General features: G+C 70.7%; 14 protein-coding genes and 2 pseudogenes. 10 read left to right on the top strand and 6 right to left on the bottom strand.

From position 1 onward, the window contains the following. The first annotated feature begins 55 nt into the window (after nucleotides 1–55). Nucleotides 56–700 carry a ribosome hibernation-promoting factor, HPF/YfiA family gene (hpf, locus tag ACWD5O_RS00330; RefSeq protein ID WP_387323449.1) on the top strand — a complete coding sequence of 215 codons (645 nt, stop codon included), beginning with the start codon at nucleotides 56–58 and terminating at the stop codon, nucleotides 698–700. A 78-nt stretch (nucleotides 701–778) separates the two neighbouring features. On the opposite strand, the gene ACWD5O_RS00325 is transcribed toward hpf, so the two are convergent. Both ACWD5O_RS00325 and ACWD5O_RS00320 read right to left on the bottom strand, forming a co-directional pair. Continuing rightward, on the bottom strand, nucleotides 779–1,891 hold the full coding sequence (locus ACWD5O_RS00325) for a GNAT family N-acetyltransferase (RefSeq protein WP_450084212.1): 1,113 nt from the start codon (nucleotides 1,889–1,891) through the stop codon (nucleotides 779–781). Beyond that, nucleotides 1,888–3,039 (bottom strand): GNAT family N-acetyltransferase, encoded by a 1,152-nt coding sequence (locus tag ACWD5O_RS00320; RefSeq protein ID WP_450084211.1) that lies wholly within the window; start codon nucleotides 3,037–3,039, stop codon nucleotides 1,888–1,890. The genes ACWD5O_RS00325 and ACWD5O_RS00320 overlap by 4 nt, the downstream gene beginning before the upstream one ends. A 168-nt stretch (nucleotides 3,040–3,207) precedes the next feature. Between ACWD5O_RS00320 and secA the strand changes: the two genes are divergently transcribed. Continuing rightward, nucleotides 3,208–6,132: a preprotein translocase subunit SecA gene (gene secA, locus ACWD5O_RS00315; protein WP_450084210.1), complete on the top strand. Its 2,925-nt coding sequence runs from the start codon at nucleotides 3,208–3,210 to the stop codon at nucleotides 6,130–6,132. 279 nt (nucleotides 6,133–6,411) lie between these two features. Here the strand turns inward: secA and ACWD5O_RS00310 are convergent. The 3 genes and pseudogenes from ACWD5O_RS00310 to ACWD5O_RS00300 form a co-directional block, all read right to left on the bottom strand. Further along, a pseudogene (locus tag ACWD5O_RS00310) lies at nucleotides 6,412–6,609 on the bottom strand (Rv3235 family protein); the annotation flags it as partial. Between the two features lie 261 nt (nucleotides 6,610–6,870). Then, nucleotides 6,871–7,275 (bottom strand): annotated as a pseudogene (locus ACWD5O_RS00305) (Rv3235 family protein); the annotation flags it as partial. A 101-nt stretch (nucleotides 7,276–7,376) separates the two neighbouring features. Further along, complete coding sequence (locus ACWD5O_RS00300) at nucleotides 7,377–7,604, bottom strand: helix-turn-helix transcriptional regulator (RefSeq protein ID WP_450084209.1); 228 nt, start codon at nucleotides 7,602–7,604, stop codon at nucleotides 7,377–7,379. A gap of 216 nt (nucleotides 7,605–7,820) precedes the next feature. Between ACWD5O_RS00300 and ACWD5O_RS00295 the strand changes: the two genes are divergently transcribed. Next, nucleotides 7,821–8,330 carry a DUF6912 family protein gene (locus ACWD5O_RS00295; protein WP_450084208.1) on the top strand — a complete coding sequence of 170 codons (510 nt, stop codon included), beginning with the start codon at nucleotides 7,821–7,823 and terminating at the stop codon, nucleotides 8,328–8,330. An 18-nt stretch (nucleotides 8,331–8,348) separates the two neighbouring features. Here ACWD5O_RS00295 and ACWD5O_RS00290 read toward each other — a convergent pair whose 3' ends face one another. Then, nucleotides 8,349–9,401: a hypothetical protein gene (locus tag ACWD5O_RS00290; RefSeq protein WP_450084207.1), complete on the bottom strand. Its 1,053-nt coding sequence runs from the start codon at nucleotides 9,399–9,401 to the stop codon at nucleotides 8,349–8,351. Between the two features lie 352 nt (nucleotides 9,402–9,753). On the opposite strand from ACWD5O_RS00290, the gene pruA reads away from it, so the two are divergent. The 7 genes from pruA to smpB all read left to right on the top strand — a co-directional run bounded on the left by pruA (nucleotide 9,754) and on the right by smpB (nucleotide 16,460). Next, complete coding sequence (pruA, locus tag ACWD5O_RS00285) at nucleotides 9,754–11,382, top strand: L-glutamate gamma-semialdehyde dehydrogenase (RefSeq protein ID WP_450084206.1); 1,629 nt, start codon at nucleotides 9,754–9,756, stop codon at nucleotides 11,380–11,382. Nucleotides 11,383–11,440: 58 nt separating this feature from the next. Beyond that, on the top strand, nucleotides 11,441–12,244 hold the full coding sequence (locus ACWD5O_RS00280; protein ID WP_387323475.1) for a tryptophan 2,3-dioxygenase: 804 nt from the start codon (nucleotides 11,441–11,443) through the stop codon (nucleotides 12,242–12,244). Nucleotides 12,245–12,387: 143 nt separating this feature from the next. Then, a complete protein-coding gene (locus ACWD5O_RS00275; RefSeq protein ID WP_354962805.1) occupies nucleotides 12,388–12,903 on the top strand; it encodes a PadR family transcriptional regulator in 516 nt (171 codons plus the stop codon). 64 nt (nucleotides 12,904–12,967) lie between these two features. Beyond that, entirely contained in the window at nucleotides 12,968–14,089 is a 1,122-nt protein-coding gene (prfB, locus tag ACWD5O_RS00270; RefSeq protein ID WP_450004347.1) for a peptide chain release factor 2, read from the top strand. A 118-nt stretch (nucleotides 14,090–14,207) separates the two neighbouring features. Continuing rightward, nucleotides 14,208–14,888: a cell division ATP-binding protein FtsE gene (gene ftsE, locus ACWD5O_RS00265; protein WP_030331491.1), complete on the top strand. Its 681-nt coding sequence runs from the start codon at nucleotides 14,208–14,210 to the stop codon at nucleotides 14,886–14,888. Between the two features lie 67 nt (nucleotides 14,889–14,955). Beyond that, nucleotides 14,956–15,831, top strand: a complete 876-nt coding sequence (ftsX, locus tag ACWD5O_RS00260) for a permease-like cell division protein FtsX (RefSeq protein ID WP_354962807.1) — start codon at nucleotides 14,956–14,958, stop codon at nucleotides 15,829–15,831. Nucleotides 15,832–15,980: 149 nt separating this feature from the next. Further along, nucleotides 15,981–16,460 (top strand): SsrA-binding protein SmpB, encoded by a 480-nt coding sequence (gene smpB / locus ACWD5O_RS00255; protein ID WP_354962808.1) that lies wholly within the window; start codon nucleotides 15,981–15,983, stop codon nucleotides 16,458–16,460. Nucleotides 16,461–16,520 lie beyond the last annotated feature (60 nt).

Here is a 16,520-nt window from a genome sequence, read left to right as displayed (position 1 = left end):
CAGGGCGCGCGGCCGGGTAAACCGGATCGAAGACCGTCCGAACAAGGGAGGTCACGTGGACATCGTGGTCAAGGGCCGAAACGTCGAAGTGCCGGACCATTACCGGGTGCACGTAGCCGAGAAACTCGCAAAGATCGAACGCTACGACCACAAACTCATTCGTGTCGATGTCGAGCTGTTTCACGAGCGCAATCCGCGCCAGGCCGACCACTGCCAGCGGGTGGAGATCACCTGCGTTTCCCGGGGCCCGGTGATCCGGGCCGAGGCGTGCACGAACGACTTCTACAGCGCGCTCGACGCGGCCATCGCGAAGCTCGACACCCGGCTGCGCCGCGCGGCCGACCGCCGCCGCGTACATCGGGGTCGGCACGCGCCGATCTCCGTCGCCGCCGCCACCGCCGGCCTGCCGGTCGAGGACCTGGTGGCCGCCCCGTTGAGCGGGCCGGGTGACGGTGCCCGGTCCGGCACGGCCCTCGTGGAGCGGGTCGAGGACGAGCACGACGGGCAGCCGTGGCACATCGCCCGGGAGAAGGTGCACCCGGCGGAGCCGATGACCATTGACGACGCGCTCTTCGAGATGGAACTGGTCGGCCACGACTTCTACCTGTTCCAGGACAAGGTGTCCGGCCGCCCCAGCGTCGTCTACCGCCGGCACGCCTACGACTACGGCATCATCTCCCTCGCCATCGACCGGCCCTGACCCAGGTTGATCATGGAGTTGTGGTGGGCGCGGCGACCGCGAAACGGTGCGGACCGCCCACCACGACTCCATGATCTGTCAGCGGAGGTCGGCGGGTAGCAGGGCGAAGGTCAGGTCGTCGAGGCGGGTGCCGGCCAGGCCGGGGAGCCGGGCACGCTGCAAGGCCTCGCGGTGGAAGCCGACCCGCTCCAGCACCCGGTGGGACGCGGTGTTCTCCGGCACGGTGCCGGCGGTCAGCCGAGCGATACCGGCCGGCCCGAACGCCCAGCCGGCGAGCAGCCGGACGGCCCGGGTCGCGTAACCCCGGCCCCGCCAGTCGGGCAGCAACGCATAGCCCAGCGACGCCTCCCCGCTGGCCACATCCGTGTACGACAACCCGCAACTGCCCGCCGGCTCGCCGGTGGCCAGGTCGGTGATCAGCAGTCGGGCGATGTCGCCGGTCAGCCACCCGCTCTCCGCGAGCCGACAGCGCCGCTCGATCGCGGCCCGTTCCGGCGGCACCGGTGGCGCCTGGTTCGCCACCACCTCGGGCCGGCTGTGCAGCCGGTACATCAGCTCGGCGTCGTCCGGGGCGAGTCGGCGCAGCGCCACCACCTGGTCGGTGAGCACCCCGCCGGGCAGGTCGGGCAGCAGCCGGGCGGTCGGCCCGGGCGGGTCGCCGGCGAGGCGTACCCAGGCCAGCAGGTCGCGCCGGCCGTCGCCCCGGCTCGGGCCGGCCGACCGGCGTACCCCCTCGTACCGGAAGCCGGCGGCCAGCGCGACCCGTTGGCTGGGCCCGTTCTCCGGATCGGTGAGCAACTCCAGCCGGACCGTCCCGGTGGCGAACGCGTGCTCGCCCAGCGCTCGGGTGGCGGCTGCGGCCACCCCTCGCCCGCGCGCCTCCGGCCGCACCCAGTAGCCGATCTCGGCCTGACCCCGGTCGGGCACCGGGTAGCTCAGCCCGATCCCGCCGAGCAGCCGGTCGGTGGCCGGGTCCGCGACCGCGTACGCCGCGCCGCCCCCGGTCCAGGCCGCCGGGGCACCCGAGCCGATCCACCAGCGGGCGTCGGTTTCGGTGTACGGCGCCGGCAGGCTCGGCACGAACCGCTGGCTCACCGGGTCCGCGCAGCCGGCGACCACGTCGGCGGCGTCATCCGCGCGGAACGGCCGCAGCCGTACCCCGTGCGCCTCGACGACCTGCTGCGGCGTCACGTCAGGTCCTCAGGGAGCAGTGCGGCCACCCAGGCGTCGATCCGCTCGCCCCGGTGCTGCACCCCGCCCCGAGCGGTCCCCTCGAAGGCGAAGCCCGCCTTCTCGGCCACCCGGCGGGAGGCGGTGTTGCCCACGTTCGCTCTCCACTCGATCCGGGCCAAGCCCAGCGTGGTGAAGCCCCACGCGCTCAGCGCGGCCAGCGCGACCGGCATGTAACCCCGGCCGCGGGCCGCCGGGGCGGTCATGAAGCCCACATCGGCCAGCAGCGGATCCGCGGGGGAGAGCCGCAGGTCGATCGAGCCGGCGTACCGGTCGTCCGGGTCGGCGAGCACGTAGCAGGCGGCGTCTCCCCGGGCCCAGGCCTCCTGGCTGAAGCCGCGGTACCACTGCGCGTCGGCGTGCTCGTACGGGTCCGGCACGGTGGTCCAGCGGACGGTCTCCGGGTCGCGGCAGGTCTCCACGACGGCGCCCAGGTCCTGCTCCTCCATCGGGCGCAGCCGCAGCTCGCCAGGCCCGGCGGTGGCGAACAGGGTGAGCTGCGGGCGGCCGAACACGGCGGCCCGTCGGGCGGCCAGCGTGCCGGGTCCGGCCGGCCCGGTCGAACCCGGCGCCGGCACCTCGCCGGGCAACAGCGACCCGATCCAGCCGTCCGCGCCGCCCTCCAGCGCCGGGTCGGCCAACCGCAGCCGGCCGTCGATCCGGAACCCGGCGCGGAGCGCGACCAGCCGGGAGGCATGATTGCCCACCTCGGCCTGCCAGATCAGCCGGCGCAACCCCCGCGTGCCGAAGGACCAGCGGGCCACCGCCCGGGCGGCCCGCACGGTCACGCCTCGACCGCGCGCCCACGGCGCCGTCCAGTAGCCGATCTCACCGGTGCCGCCGGCGTCGATGGAGACCAGCCCGCACGAGCCGAGGAGGTCGCCGGTGGCCGGGTCGCACACCGCGAACGGCGCGCCCGTGCCCTCCGCCCAGGCCCGTCCGCTCAGGTCGGTGACGAATCCGTGCGCGTGTTCCGGTCGGTACGGGCGGGGTACGGTGGTCCAGCGCTGGATGTCCGGGTCCTGGCAGGCACGGTGCACCGCGTCGGCGTCGCTGCTTCGCCAGGGCCGCAGCAGCAGGCCGTCCTCGTTGATCTCCACAGGCTCCACCAGTGCATCGTGCCGGAACGTTCGCCAACGGCGTAACCGGATAACGTCCGGTCCGCACCCGGTACGCGAGTTATGTCGGGTTCGGCGGGGTGGACCACCGCCACCAGTGACCATCGCGCCGATGGAGCGCCTACGATGGTTCGAGACTGTCTAGGGGAGCGTTGATCCGTGTCGATTCTGGAAAAGGTCCTTAACGCGGGCGAGGGCCGCATGGTGCGCCGGCTCAAGGCCATCGCCGCCGCCGTCAGCTCGATCGAGGACGACTACGTCAACCTCACCGACGAGGAGCTGCGCGGCATGACCGAGCAGTTCCGCGAGCGGCTCGCCGACGGCGAGACCCTCGACGACCTGCTGCCGGAGGCGTTCGCGGTGGCCCGCGAGGCGGCCGCCCGGGTGCTCGGCCAGCGGCCGTACGACGTCCAGGTGATGGGCGGCGCGGCACTGCACTTCGGCAACATCGCCGAGATGAAGACCGGTGAGGGTAAGACGCTGACCTCGGTCATGGCGGTCTACCTCAACGCGCTCTCCGGCGACGGCGTGCACGTGGTCACCGTCAACGACTACCTCGCCCAGCGCGACGCGGCCTGGATGGGTCGGGTGCACGAGTTTCTCGGGCTGACCGTCGGCGTGGTGCTGCCCAACCGGCCGGCCAGCGAGCACAAGGCCGCGTACGAGTGCGACATCACCTACGGCACCAACAACGAGTTCGGCTTCGACTACCTGCGCGACAACATGGCCTGGTCGAGGGACGAACTGGTCCAGCGGGGTCACAACTTCGCAGTGGTCGACGAGGTCGACTCGATCCTGATCGACGAGGCGCGTACCCCGCTGATCATCTCCGGTCCGGCCGAGCACTCGGCCCGCTGGTACGGCGAGTTCGCCGGCGTGGTGGCCCGGCTCCAGCCCGGCACCGACGGCGAGGGCGACTACGAGGTCGACCACTCCAAGCGCACCATCGCGGTCACCGAGCGCGGCGTCGCCAAGGTCGAGGACCGGCTCGGCATCGACAACCTGTACGAGTCGGTGAACACTCCGCTGGTCGGCTACCTGAACAACGCCATCAAGGCGAAGGAGCTGTACAAGCGCGACAAGGACTACATCGTCAGCGACGGTGAGGTCCTGATCGTCGACGAGTTCACCGGTCGCATCCTGCACGGCCGTCGCTACAACGAGGGCATGCACCAGGCGATCGAGGCCAAGGAGGGGGTGGAGATCAAGCAGGAGAACCAGACCCTGGCCACCATCACCCTCCAGAACTACTTCCGCCTCTACAGCAAGCTGTCCGGGATGACCGGTACGGCGCAGACCGAGGCGAGCGAGTTCAACAAGGTCTACAAGGTCGGCGTCGTGAGCATCCCGACCCACCGCCCGATGGTCCGCGAGGACCGGCCCGACGTCATCTACAAGACGGAAAAGGCCAAGTTCAACGCGGTCATCGAGGACATCGCCGAGCGGCACCAGATGGGTCAGCCGGTGCTGGTCGGCACCGTCTCGGTGGAAAACTCCGAGATCCTCTCCCAGCTGCTGCGCCGGCGGGGCATCCCGCACAACGTGCTGAACGCCAAGTTCCACGCGCGGGAGGCCGAGATCGTCGCCCAGGCCGGGCGTAAGGGCGCGGTCACCGTGGCCACCAACATGGCCGGCCGTGGCACCGACATCCTGCTCGGCGGCAACGCCGAGTTCCTCGCCGCGAACGATCTGCGCCAGCGCGGCCTCGACCCGCTGGAGAACGAGGAGGAGTACGCCAAGGCGATGGAGGAGGTCCTGCCCACGTGGAAGCAGGCCTGCGACGCCGAGGCGGACGAGGTTTCCGCCGCTGGTGGCCTGTACGTGCTGGGCACCGAGCGGCACGAGTCGCGGCGGATCGACAACCAGCTGCGCGGTCGCGCCGGCCGGCAGGGTGACCCGGGCGAGTCCCGCTTCTACCTGTCGCTGCAGGACGAGCTGATGCGGCGCTTCCGGGCCGGTGCGGTCGAGGCGGTGATGGAGCGCTTCAACATCCCGGAGGACGTGCCCATCGAGTCGAAGATGGTCACCCGGCAGATCAAGAGCGCCCAGGCCCAGATCGAGGGTCAGAACGCCGAGATCCGTAAGAACGTGCTCAAGTACGACGAGGTGCTCAACAAGCAGCGCCAGGTCGTCTACGCCGAGCGGCTCCGCGTGCTCAACGGCGAGGACCTCTCTGAGCAGGTCCGCAACATGATCGACGACACCGTCGAGGCGTACGTGCGGGGTGCCACCTCCGAGGGCTACGGCGAGGACTGGGACCTTGAGCAGCTCTGGTCCAGCCTCAAGCAGCTCTACCCGGTCGGCGTGACGATCGAGGAGTTGGAGGAGGAAGCCGGCGGCTCCCGGGCCGGCATGGACGCCGACTTCCTGGTCGCCCGCCTCAAGGAGGACGCGAACGCCGCGTACGACCGCCGTGAGGAGCAGGTCGGCACCGAGGGGGTGCGCCAGCTCGAGCGGATGGTGCTGCTCCAGGTGATCGACCGCAAGTGGCGCGAGCACCTCTACGAGATGGACTACCTCCAGGAGGGCATCAACCTCCGGGCGTACGCCCAGCGCGACCCCGTGGTGGAGTACCAGCGCGAGGGCTTCGACATGTTCGCCACCATGATGGACGGCATCAAGGAGGAGACGGTCGGCTTCCTCTACAACGTCGACGTCCAGGTGACCGAGCCGGAGCCGGCCGCGGAGTCGGAGGAGGTCACGCTGCTCGACAAGCCGGTCGAGATCCGGGCGAAGGGCCTCAACCGCGCGCCGCAGCGGCAGGGCCTGCAATACTCCGCCCCCACCGTCGACGGTGAGTCCAGCCCCGGTGCGGTGGCTGTCGAGCAGGCCGAGCAGCAGGCCCCGGCGCTCGGTGTGGGTCGACCGGCCCCGGGTGCCCCGGCGGCGCCGGGGCGGACGGCTCCGTCGGCTCCGCAGCGGCCGGCTTCCGGGCTGCGTGGCCCGGCGGTCCCGTCGGCCGCCGCCCGACGGCCCGCGCCGAACCAGGCGGAGGCCAGCAACGGCCCGTCCCGCAACGCGCCGTGCCCGTGTGGCTCGGGCCGCAAGTACAAGCGCTGCCACGGCGCCCCCAACGGCGGCTGACCGACAGCACCTCGACGGGCCCCGGCCAACTGGCCGGGGCCTGTTCGTGTCCCCGGACCCGCGTGTGCCCGTCCGGATGACTCACAGGTATAGCCCTCTCTCGGCACACGACTGCCGGACGGTGGCCACGGAAAAGTCGGGTGCCAGCGGTCTGCCGACGACCCGATTTCCGGTAAACCGGGGCGATCATCTGGTCTGTAGCCCGTGGCCGGCGGCCCGCAGGCAGGAGCCGGCCTGCGCGCGTGCGGTCCCGAGGCGTCGCGGTGTCGGAGGTGCGGGTCAGAGGACCTGGAGGGCGGTGCAGAGCCACCGGCCCCGGAGGTGTTCCAGGCGCAGCGCCATCGCCCAGCTGTGGCCGCCCGCGCCGGTGAACACCGCGGCAGCCTCTACCGCGGCCTCCCGGGGCTCACAGGCTCGCAGCCGGCGCAGCCGGACCACCGGCCGCTCGGCACGGCGGCGGGAAATCCCGGCTCGCCCCGGCTGCCCGACCCTCTCGGCGGCACCGACCCGCCCCTCAAGACCGACCCGCCCCTCAAGACCGACCCGCCCCTCAAGACCGACCCGCCCCTCAAGACCGACCCGCCCCTCAAGACCGACCCGCCCCTCAAGACCGGCCCGCCCCTCAGGACCGGCCCGCCCGGAGACGCTGGCCCGCCGGGACCCATCGGTCCGCCTGGAGGCATCGGTCCGCTCGGAGGCATCGGTCCGCTCGGAGGCATCGTCCGAGCCGGAGGCGGTGGCCCGGGCTCGCCTTGTGGCGCGGGCCAGCTCGGTGAGCAGGTCACCGGCCCGGGCCGGGTCGAGCAGGGGTCGCAACTGCGCCGGCGAGCGGTAGCCGTTGACCACCTCCAGGCAGGTGTCGACGAAGCGGTGCGCGACCCGGATCGACTCCGGGGTGGTCGCCGGCGGCGAGGGCGGAACCGGGTGGATGTCGGGCCGCGCCGGCACCCGGCGGAGGGCGGCGCGGCGGTCCGGCGGCCGGACCGGGTCCGGCCTCGTCGAGGCGAACAGGTCGAGGGCGAGCTGGCCGTGGGTCGGCGGCCAGTACGCCCCGTCGGCCTCGTCGGCGTACGGAGGGTCGATGGGCGGGACGGGGCGCAGCCGCACGGGTGGCCGGGACGGACCGGATCGCGATTCACTCATCGCTGCCCCTGCTGATCTTGCGTTTGCCTTCGTTTGCCTTCGACTCACTCGATTCTGGGCCATGGAACGGCCTCGGTCAATGGCACAGCGGATAGCGGTGGCTACTCGGTGTCGCGGTCGACGAGCGGGTTGCTGCGGACCCAGTCGGCGGTCTCGGCGTACTTGTGCGCGATGTACTCCTCCAGCCGCGCGCGCTCGACCCGCCACTGGCCACGACCACCGATCTTGATCGCCGGCAGCTCCCCGCTGCGCACCATGTGGTAGACCTGCGAGTCCGACACGTTCAGCTCGGCGGCGACGTCGGAGAGCAGCAGGAACCTCGGCTCCACAGGAACTCCCGGGGTTGTTGTCGTTTGCCTCAGTTTGCCATCGACAGCCCGGACCACCCAGCACCAATACGGCCTGGCGACGAACCAGGCGCGGCGGGACACACCGGCGGGGAACTTCCACCGGCTGGATGCGAGGTGTATGACGGTCACGGCGTGCGGCATGATCTGCGCCCGTGCCGGCGGCCGCCGGTGGAGGACTGAGCGGGGAGACGACCGGTGACCGACGAGCTTGTCCGGGTGTACGTGCCGGCGACCGTACCGATGCTGGCCCACCTGCGTGAGCAGGGGCTGACCGCCGACCAGGCGCACGCGGTGACCCCGGCGCTGCGCGAGTGGTACGCCGAGGGCGATGAGGAGGAGTTGGAGTACGTCGCGTTCACCCGGGCCGCCCAGGACGCGCTGCACCTGCTCCGCGCCGATCCGGCCGCGCCCCGCCGCCGGGTCGTCATCTCGGCCGACCTGCCGCGCGCCGCGCTCGGGCGCGGTGATGGTGAGCTGGGTTCCAGCACGGTGACGTTGGTCGACGCGGTGCCGGTGGGCGCCGTCGCGGCGATCCACGTGGACGGCACGGACGCGGTCGAGGAGGTCGCCGCCGCGGCCGACGTGGTGGCCGAGGCCGCCGCCGGTGACCCGGACGCCCAGTTCACCGTCGACGGCGCCGAGGACCACGAGCTGGAGTGGTACGACGTGAGCGAGCTGGACCAGCTGCTCCGGTCCGCCGGCTGAGCCGGACGCCGGTCGGGGTCAGCGGGCCCGGTCCACCTCGGCCGGGTCCGCGTCGTCCGCGTCGGCGTCCAGTGCGGGGGAGTCGTCGGGCGCAACGGGTTCGTCGTCGGGCCGAGCCGGGCCGAGCGTGCGGCCGAACGCGATGAGCGCGGTCAGCGCGCCCACGAAGAGCACCCAGATGCCATTGTCCACCCGCGAGGTGCCCATCGAGGTCTGCGCCACCGCGTCCGCCTCGCTCAGCGCGCCGGCCAGGTCGAGCAGCGACCGTCCACCGATCCGGATGATCACCTCGGCGAGCAGCAGGAGCAGCCCCGGCCCTGCTCCGGCGAGCAGGTACGCGGGCCAGCGCAGCGCCGGCGCGCCGGAATCTCGCCGCACGGCCTGTCGCCGTGCCCAGCGCAGGTAGCCGAAGGCGAGCAGCCCGGCCAGCAGGCCGGCGACGAGCGACTCGGTGCGCGACACCCACTTCGCCGCGTTGACCAGCGACTCCTGGCTGTCGCCCGCGCCGAAGAGGTCGAAGAGCGGATCCCGGGCGCGGCTGAACACGACCACGAAGACCAGAGCGCCCAGCGCGGCGGCCGTCGCCGCGCCGACCGCCGGTGCCGTCCGCGCGCCGGCCACCGCGCCACCGATGATCGCCGCGGCCGCGGTGGTGCCCGCGATGACGTTGGTGGTCGAGGTGTCGAAGTAGGTGAGGTTGATCGCGAGCGCGGCGGCCAGGCTGACCACCATCCCCGCCCCGATCGCGCCGACGAAGCGCAGGGTGGCCCCGTCGCCGTACCGGCGGGACAGCAGGTTGCCAAAGGCCAGGGCGACGGCCGCCCCGGCCACCAGCGCGGCGGAGATCACGCCGGGCAGGGCGAACGCGGAGAGGCTGATCGCGGTGACCCCGGCCGCCGACGAGGCGATGGCCTCCCGGGTCGACCAGAGCATGGCGGCCAGCCAGCCGATCGCCAGCAGCGCGAGCACGGCCGCGCCGGGCGCGGCCACGGGCCGACCGCTGGGGATGGCCGGGTCGACCGCCGGCTCGTCCGACTCCGCGGCCGGGACGCGGCCGGGCTGCTTGGTCATCGTCTCCCCTTCGAGGCGGCAGGTCACCGACCATTCAGGGTACGCGGGCCCGATGGACCTTCCGCCGTCACGGGACGGCCGCGACCGGTGCCGACCGGCGCGGCTCACGCCGGACGGGTGCCCGCTGTCCGGGCCGGCTCACCCGCCCGCGTCTCATCGGTAAGGAGAGGAGGGGTGGGGCGGTCCTTGGCGGGACGGCGGTGGTGGAGGTGAGGCGGGCACCCCAGCATGGAAGAATCGTGGGAGGTCCCGCCGCAGCTCGGCCCTCCCGTGCGGCGTCCGGTGTTCGGCCGTCCGGTCGGTGCCCGCGGGTCCGGTTTCGCCACCGCTGTCGAGATCGCCAGGAGCCTTGATGGATGCCGTGTTCTCCGTACCCGAGCCGCGCAACGAGCCGGTTCGCAACTACGAGCCGGGCAGCCCCGACCGGGACCGGCTCCAGCGGCGGCTGACCGAGCTCGCCGCCGAGCGGATCGACCTGCCGATGACCATCGGCGGCGAGCAGCGGATGGCCGCCGGCGACCCGATCAACGTCGTGCAGCCGCACAAGCACGCGCACGTGCTCGGTGTGACGGCGCACGCCACCCAGGACGACGCCCGCGCTGCGATCAAGGCGGCCAAGGACGCCGCCCCGATGTGGCGGGCGCTGCCGTTCGAGGAGCGCGCCGCGATCTTCCTGCGCGCCGCCGAGCTGCTCGCCGGCCCGTGGCGGGACACGCTCAACGCCGCCACCATGCTCGGGCAGTCGAAGACCGCGATCCAGGCGGAGATCGACGCGGCCTGCGAGTTCATCGACTTCCTCCGGTTCAACGTGCACTTCGCCCGGCGCCTGCTCGAGGAGCAGCCCAGCTCCTCGCCCGGCGTCTGGAACCGCTTGGACCACCGCCCGCTGGAGGGCTTCGTCTACGCGGTCACCCCGTTCAACTTCACCGCCATCGCCGGCAACCTGCCCTCGGCACCGGCGCTGCTCGGCAACACGGTGATCTGGAAGCCGGGCCCGACCCAGCAGTTCGCCGCGCACTTCACCATGCGGCTGTTCGAGGCCGCCGGCCTGCCGCCCGGCGTGATCAACATGGTCACCGGCCGGGGCGAGGAGGTCTCGGACGTCGTGCTCGCCGACCCGGACCTGGCCGGCATCCACTTCACCGGTTCGACCAAGGTCTTCCAGCAGCTGTGGCGGACCGTCGGCGACAACATCTCCCGCTACCGGGGCTACCCCCGTCTGGTCGGCGAGACCGGCGGCAAGGACTTCGTGGTCGCGCACACCAGCGCCGACGTGGACGCCCTGCACACCGCGCTGATCCGCGGCGCCTACGAGTACCAGGGCCAGAAGTGCTCGGCGGCCTCGCGGGCGTACGTGCCGCGGTCGCTCTGGGAGGGTGGCCTGCGGGACCGGCTGGCAGCCACCGCCGACTCGCTCACCTACGGCGACGTGGCCGACTTCAGCAACTTCGGTGGCGCGGTGATCGACGACAAGGCGTTCTCGCGGCACACCGCCGCGCTGGAGCTGATCGCCGGTGACGACACCTGCCGGGTGCTGGCCGGCGGCACCGCCGACGACTCGGTCGGGTACTTCGTCCGGCCGACGCTCTTCGAGTGCAGCGACGCCGCCCACGAGACCTTCACCACCGAGTACTTCGGGCCGATCCTGGGCGTGCACGTCTTCGACGATGCCCGTTTCGACGACGTGGTCGCGCAGGCCGAGTCGATCGCCCCGTACGCGCTGACCGGGTCGGTTTTCGCCACCGACCGTCGGGTGGTCGACGCGGTCGGTGAGCGGATGCGGTACGCGGCCGGCAACTTCTACATCAACGACAAGCCCACCGGCGCGGTCGTCGGGCAGCAGCCCTTTGGTGGCGCCCGGGCCAGCGGCACCAACGACAAGGCGGGGTCCTGGCTCAACCTGGTGCGCTGGGTGTCGCCGCGGACGATCAAGGAGACCTTCGTGCCGCCGACCGACCACACGTACCCCCACATGGGCTGAGAGGCGGTCGACCGCCGGCGGCGCGCGTGGCGCTGCCGCCGGCGGTAGCCTGGCCGGGGTGACGCACCCCACCCCCGCGCCCGACCCTCGCTTCGGCGAGCAGGGCGGCCTGCTCACCTACAGCGACTACCTTCGGTTGGCCGACCTGCTCGCCGCGCAGGTGCCGAAGTCCGACCCGGCCTCCCACGACGAACTGCTCTTCATCACCATCCACCAGGTGTACGAGCTGTGGTTCAAGCTGCTGCTCGCCGAGCTGTCCGACGCCCGGGACCGCATGCTGGCCGGCGAGACCTACCTGCCCCGGGTGCGGCTGGAACGCTGCCACGTGGTGGAGCGGGTGCTGGTCGGCCAGGTCGACGTGATCGACACGATGACGCCGCAGGACTTCCTGGCCTTCCGCACCAAGCTCGCCCCGGCCAGCGGGTTCCAGTCGGTGCAGTTCCGGGAGATCGAGTTCCTCTCCGGGCTCAAGGACCCGGATTTCCTGCACCGGTTCCGCCGGTTGCCGCCGGCCGAACGGGACCGACTGGAACGGCGACTGGTCGAGCCGAGCCTCTGGGACGGCTTCCTGGCCGTGCTCGCCCGGGCCGGGTTCCCGGTCGGCGACGCCGAGGCGCGCTTCGCGGCGTACGCCAGGATCGCCGCGGACCGGGAGCGGTTCGGGCCGCTCTGGGACCTCGCGGAGGCGCTGGTCGCCCACGATCAGGCATTTTCCCTGTGGCGAGCCCGGCACGTGCTGATGGCCGAGCGGCAGATCGGCACCAAGCCGGGCACCGGCGGGTCGGCGGGCGGCGCCTACCTGCGGTCCCGGGTGGAGACGCGCTTCTATCCGGAGTTGTGGGAGCTGCGCAGCCGGCTCTGACCGGGTCGGCGCGACCGGTCCGCGCAATCCATCGATAGTCCTCAATGGACTGTCTGCGACCGACAGTGCACATAGGAAGTCCTATCGGGTGGCAAACCGGCAAATCCTGGACGCCGGGAGCGCAAAGTGGCAGCGTAGTGGGCATGGCGGATTCCGGAGTCAACCCCACGGCGGCGGCCCTGCTCGGGCTGCTCCACGAGGGTCCCATGACAGGTGGCCAGTTGATGGCCGCCGCTGAGCGTCGGCTGGCGCCGTACTGGTCGATGACCCGCAGCCAGGTCTACCGCGAGTTGCCGGTGCTGGCCGAGCGGGGTTTTGTGCGGCTCGGCAAGCCCGGGCCGCGGATGAGTCAGCCGTACTCGCTCACCGCCAGCGGGAAACGGACATTTTCCCGCTGGTTGACGGAGAACCCGGGGCGGGACACCATCCGCAACCCGATAGCGCTCCGGATGGCCTTCGGCGAGTTGCACTCCGCCAGCCAGCTCAAGGGCCTGTACGCCTCCGCCAACGAATACCACACGGAGGCCCTCGCCCAGGTGCGGGAACAGGTGAAGAACGCCAAACGGGACGGGGAGACGTACGACGCCAGCGCGCTGGAGTTCGCCGTCGCCTACCACCGCGCGGCCCTGTCGTGGCTGAAGTCCGCCCCCGTCGGGTGACGATCGGCGGGTTCACGCATACGGAACGAGCTGAGCTGCCCACGGCACAGTACGCTTGTTTGTCGTGACCGCTGCCGATTACGCCGAACAGCTCAAGGAACTCGACGCCACCCTGCGAAACATCGAGGCCGTCCTCAACCTTGACCGTCTGCACGAGGACAAGGCCCGGCTGGAGGAGGAGGCTTCCGCCCCGGACCTCTGGGACGACCAGGCCAAGGCTCAGCAGGTGACCTCGCAGCTGTCGTATGTCAACGGCGAGATCAGCAAGCTGGGCAGCCTGCGCGCCCAGCTTGACGACGCCCAGGTGCTGCTGGAGCTGGCCGAGGCCGAGTCCGACCCGGGCGTGCTGACCGAGGTCGAATCGGAGATCACCGGGCTGACCAAGGCCATCCAGGAGATGGAGGTCCGCACCCTGCTCTCCGGCGAGTACGACTCCCGGGAGGCGTTGATCGCCATCCGGGCCGGGGCGGGCGGCGTGGACGCGGCGGACTTCGCCGAGATGCTGCTGCGGATGTACCTGCGCTGGGCGGAGCGGCACGGCTACCCGACCGAGGTCTACGAGACCTCGTACGCCGAGGAGGCGGGCCTGAAGTCGGCCACCTTCGCGGTCAAGGTGCCCTACGCGTACGGCACGCTCAGCGTCGAGTCGGGGACCCACCGGCTGGTCCGGATCAGCCCGTTCGACAACCAGGGCCGCCGGCAGACCAGCTTCGCGGGCGTGGAGGTCCTGCCGGTCACCGAGCAGACCGACCACATCGACATCCCGGAGAACGAGATGCGGGTCGACGTCTACCGCTCCTCCGGCCCGGGCGGGCAGAGCGTCAACACCACCGACTCGGCGGTCCGGCTCACGCACATTCCGACCGGCATCGTGGTGACCTGCCAGAACGAGAAGTCTCAGCTGCAGAACAAGGCCTCCGCGCTGCGGGTGCTCCAGGCTCGGCTGCTCGAGCGCAAGCGCCAGGAGGAGCAGGCCAAGCTTGAGGGTCTCAAGGAGAACGCCGCCGGCTCGTGGGGCGACCAGATGCGCTCCTACGTTCTGCACCCGTATCAGATGGTGAAGGATCTCCGAACCGAGCAGGAGACCGGCAATCCGAGCGCGGTCTTCGACGGCGACTTGGACGGTTTCATCGAAGCGGGTATCCGTTGGCGCAAGCAGCGTCAGATCGCCGGCGACGGTGCGTGATCACACGCAGGCGGAGCGCGTCGTCGATCTCCCGGTAAGACCCTAATTCGAGGACGCGCACCGTCTGTGCGGGGCGTGGGGCTTGGCTCTGTCGTCACACCGCGTAGACTCACCACCCGTGATTCAGCTTGAGCAAGTGACGAAGACGTACCCGAAGGCGTCCCGGCCTTCGCTCGACAACGTGTCCGTCTCGATCGAGAAGGGCGAGTTCGTCTTCTTCATCGGTCCATCCGGCTCCGGCAAGTCCACGATCATCAAGATGCTGCTGCACGAGGTCGCCCCCAACAAGGGGCGCGTGGTCGTCAACGGCAAGGACGTCACCTCGATGCGCTCCTGGAAGCGACCCCACTTCCGGCGTTCGATCGGCTGCGTCTTCCAGGACTTCCGGCTGCTGCCGAACCGCACCGCGTATGAGAACGTGGCGTTCGCCCTTGAGGTGATCGGCAAGACCAAGGCGGTTGCCCGTCGGGTCGTGCCGGAGGTGCTGGAGCTGGTCGGGCTCGGTGGCAAGGAGCACCGCTACCCGCACGAGCTCTCCGGTGGTGAGCAGCAGCGGGTCGCCGTGGCCCGGGCGTTCGTGAACCGTCCGCTGATCCTCCTGGCGGACGAGCCCACGGGAAACCTGGACCCGGACACCTCGATCGAGATCATGCGTCTGCTGGACCGGATCAACCGCACCGGCACGACCGTCGTGATGGTCACCCACGACTCCAACATCGTGAACCAGATGCGCCGCCGCGTCGTAGAGATTGAGAGCGGTCGCATCGTCCGTGACCAGGCTCGCGGCGTTTACGGGTGAGCCGGCGCTCCACCCCTGCGCAGCCTGACGACGAACACTTCATGCCGGAGACCCGGAGGAACCCCCGATGCGCGTGAAATACGTCCTGTCCGAGGTACTGGTCGGACTGTGGCGCAACGTGACCATGACCGTCGCGATGATCATCACGATGGCGGTCTCGTTGACCATGCTCGGCGCCAGCGGTCTCATGTACCGCCAGGTCGACGACATGAAGGACCTCTACTACAAGAACATCCAAGTCTCGATCTTCCTTCAGACTGACGTGACCGACGAGCAGCGCGAGCAGATGAACGCGAAGCTCGAGGCCGACCCGCTGGTCAGCGACGTCATCTACGTCGACAAGGCCGAGGCGTACAAGCGGTTCCAGGAGATGTTCCAGGACGCGCCGGATCTGATCAGCGCCGTCAAGGAGGACAGCCTTCCGCCGTCCTTCCGGATCAAGCTGAACAACCCGGAGCAGTACAAGAACATCTACGACCAGTACAAGGACACCGAGGGCGTCGACGAGATCGTCGACCAGAGCCGACTGCTGGACAAGATCTTCAACATCCTCACCGCGATCCAGAACATCGCATTGGCCGCCGCCATCGTGATGGCTGTCGCCGCACTGCTGCTGGTCGCCAACACCATTCAGGTGGCCGCGTACAGCAAGCGGCGTGAGGTGGCGGTCATGAAGCTCGTCGGCGCATCCAACTGGTTCATCCAGGCGCCGTTCGTGCTGGAGGCCGTCGTGGCCGGCCTGATCGGCTCGTTGCTCGGCCTGGCGGCACTGATAGCGGCGAAGTATCTGCTCTTCGACGGGTCGCTCAAGGCCCTGGAGGGCCTGCTCTCGCCGATCAGCTGGGGGGACATCCTGTTCATCTTCCCGCTGATGGCCGGCGTCGGTGGCCTGATCAGCGCCGTCACCGCCTGGACCACCCTCCGCTTCTACCTGCGGGTGTAGCGACCGTAGGGGTCGTCCCGTCGTCTCCCGGGGGCCCTCCCGCGCCGGAAATAAACGGCGCGGGAGGGTCCTTGTGATTCAGGTAGCATGATCGGTTGTCCGGCCGGGGTGACCCCGGCGGGTGATGATCAGGAGAGGGGGTGGCGCCGATGCCACGGGAAAAGGGGCGCAAGGTGGTCGCCTCCAACAAGAAGGCGCGCCACGACTACTCGATCCTCGACACGTACGAGGCGGGCATGGCGTTGACCGGCACCGAGGTCAAGTCGCTGCGGGCCGGGCGGGCGTCGCTCGTGGACGCGTTCGCCCAGGAGCGCAACGGCGAGTTGTTCCTGCACGCGATGCACATTCCGGAGTACACCCAGGGCACCTGGACCAACCACGAGCCCCGGCGTACCCGCAAGCTGTTGCTCAACCGTGGGGAGATCGACCGGCTGATCGGCAAGACCCGCGAGGGGGGCCTGACCATGGTCCCGTTGCAGGTCTACTTCTCCGACGGTTGGGCCAAGGTGGAGATCGCCCTGGCCAAGGGCAAGAAGGCGTACGACAAGCGGCAGGACCTCGCCAAGCGGGACGCGGACCGGGAGATCGCCCGGGTCAGCGGTCGACGCGGCAAGGGAATGGACGACTAGTTTGTCCCGTTTGTCCGGGTCGGCACGCCGACCCGGGGCTCGGGATGAAACCCGTTGCGG

Source organism: Micromonospora sp. NPDC005161 (genome assembly GCF_053599855.1).
Note: the sequence above shows the minus strand (reverse complement) of the source record. Positions and strands in the feature narration are given on the sequence as shown.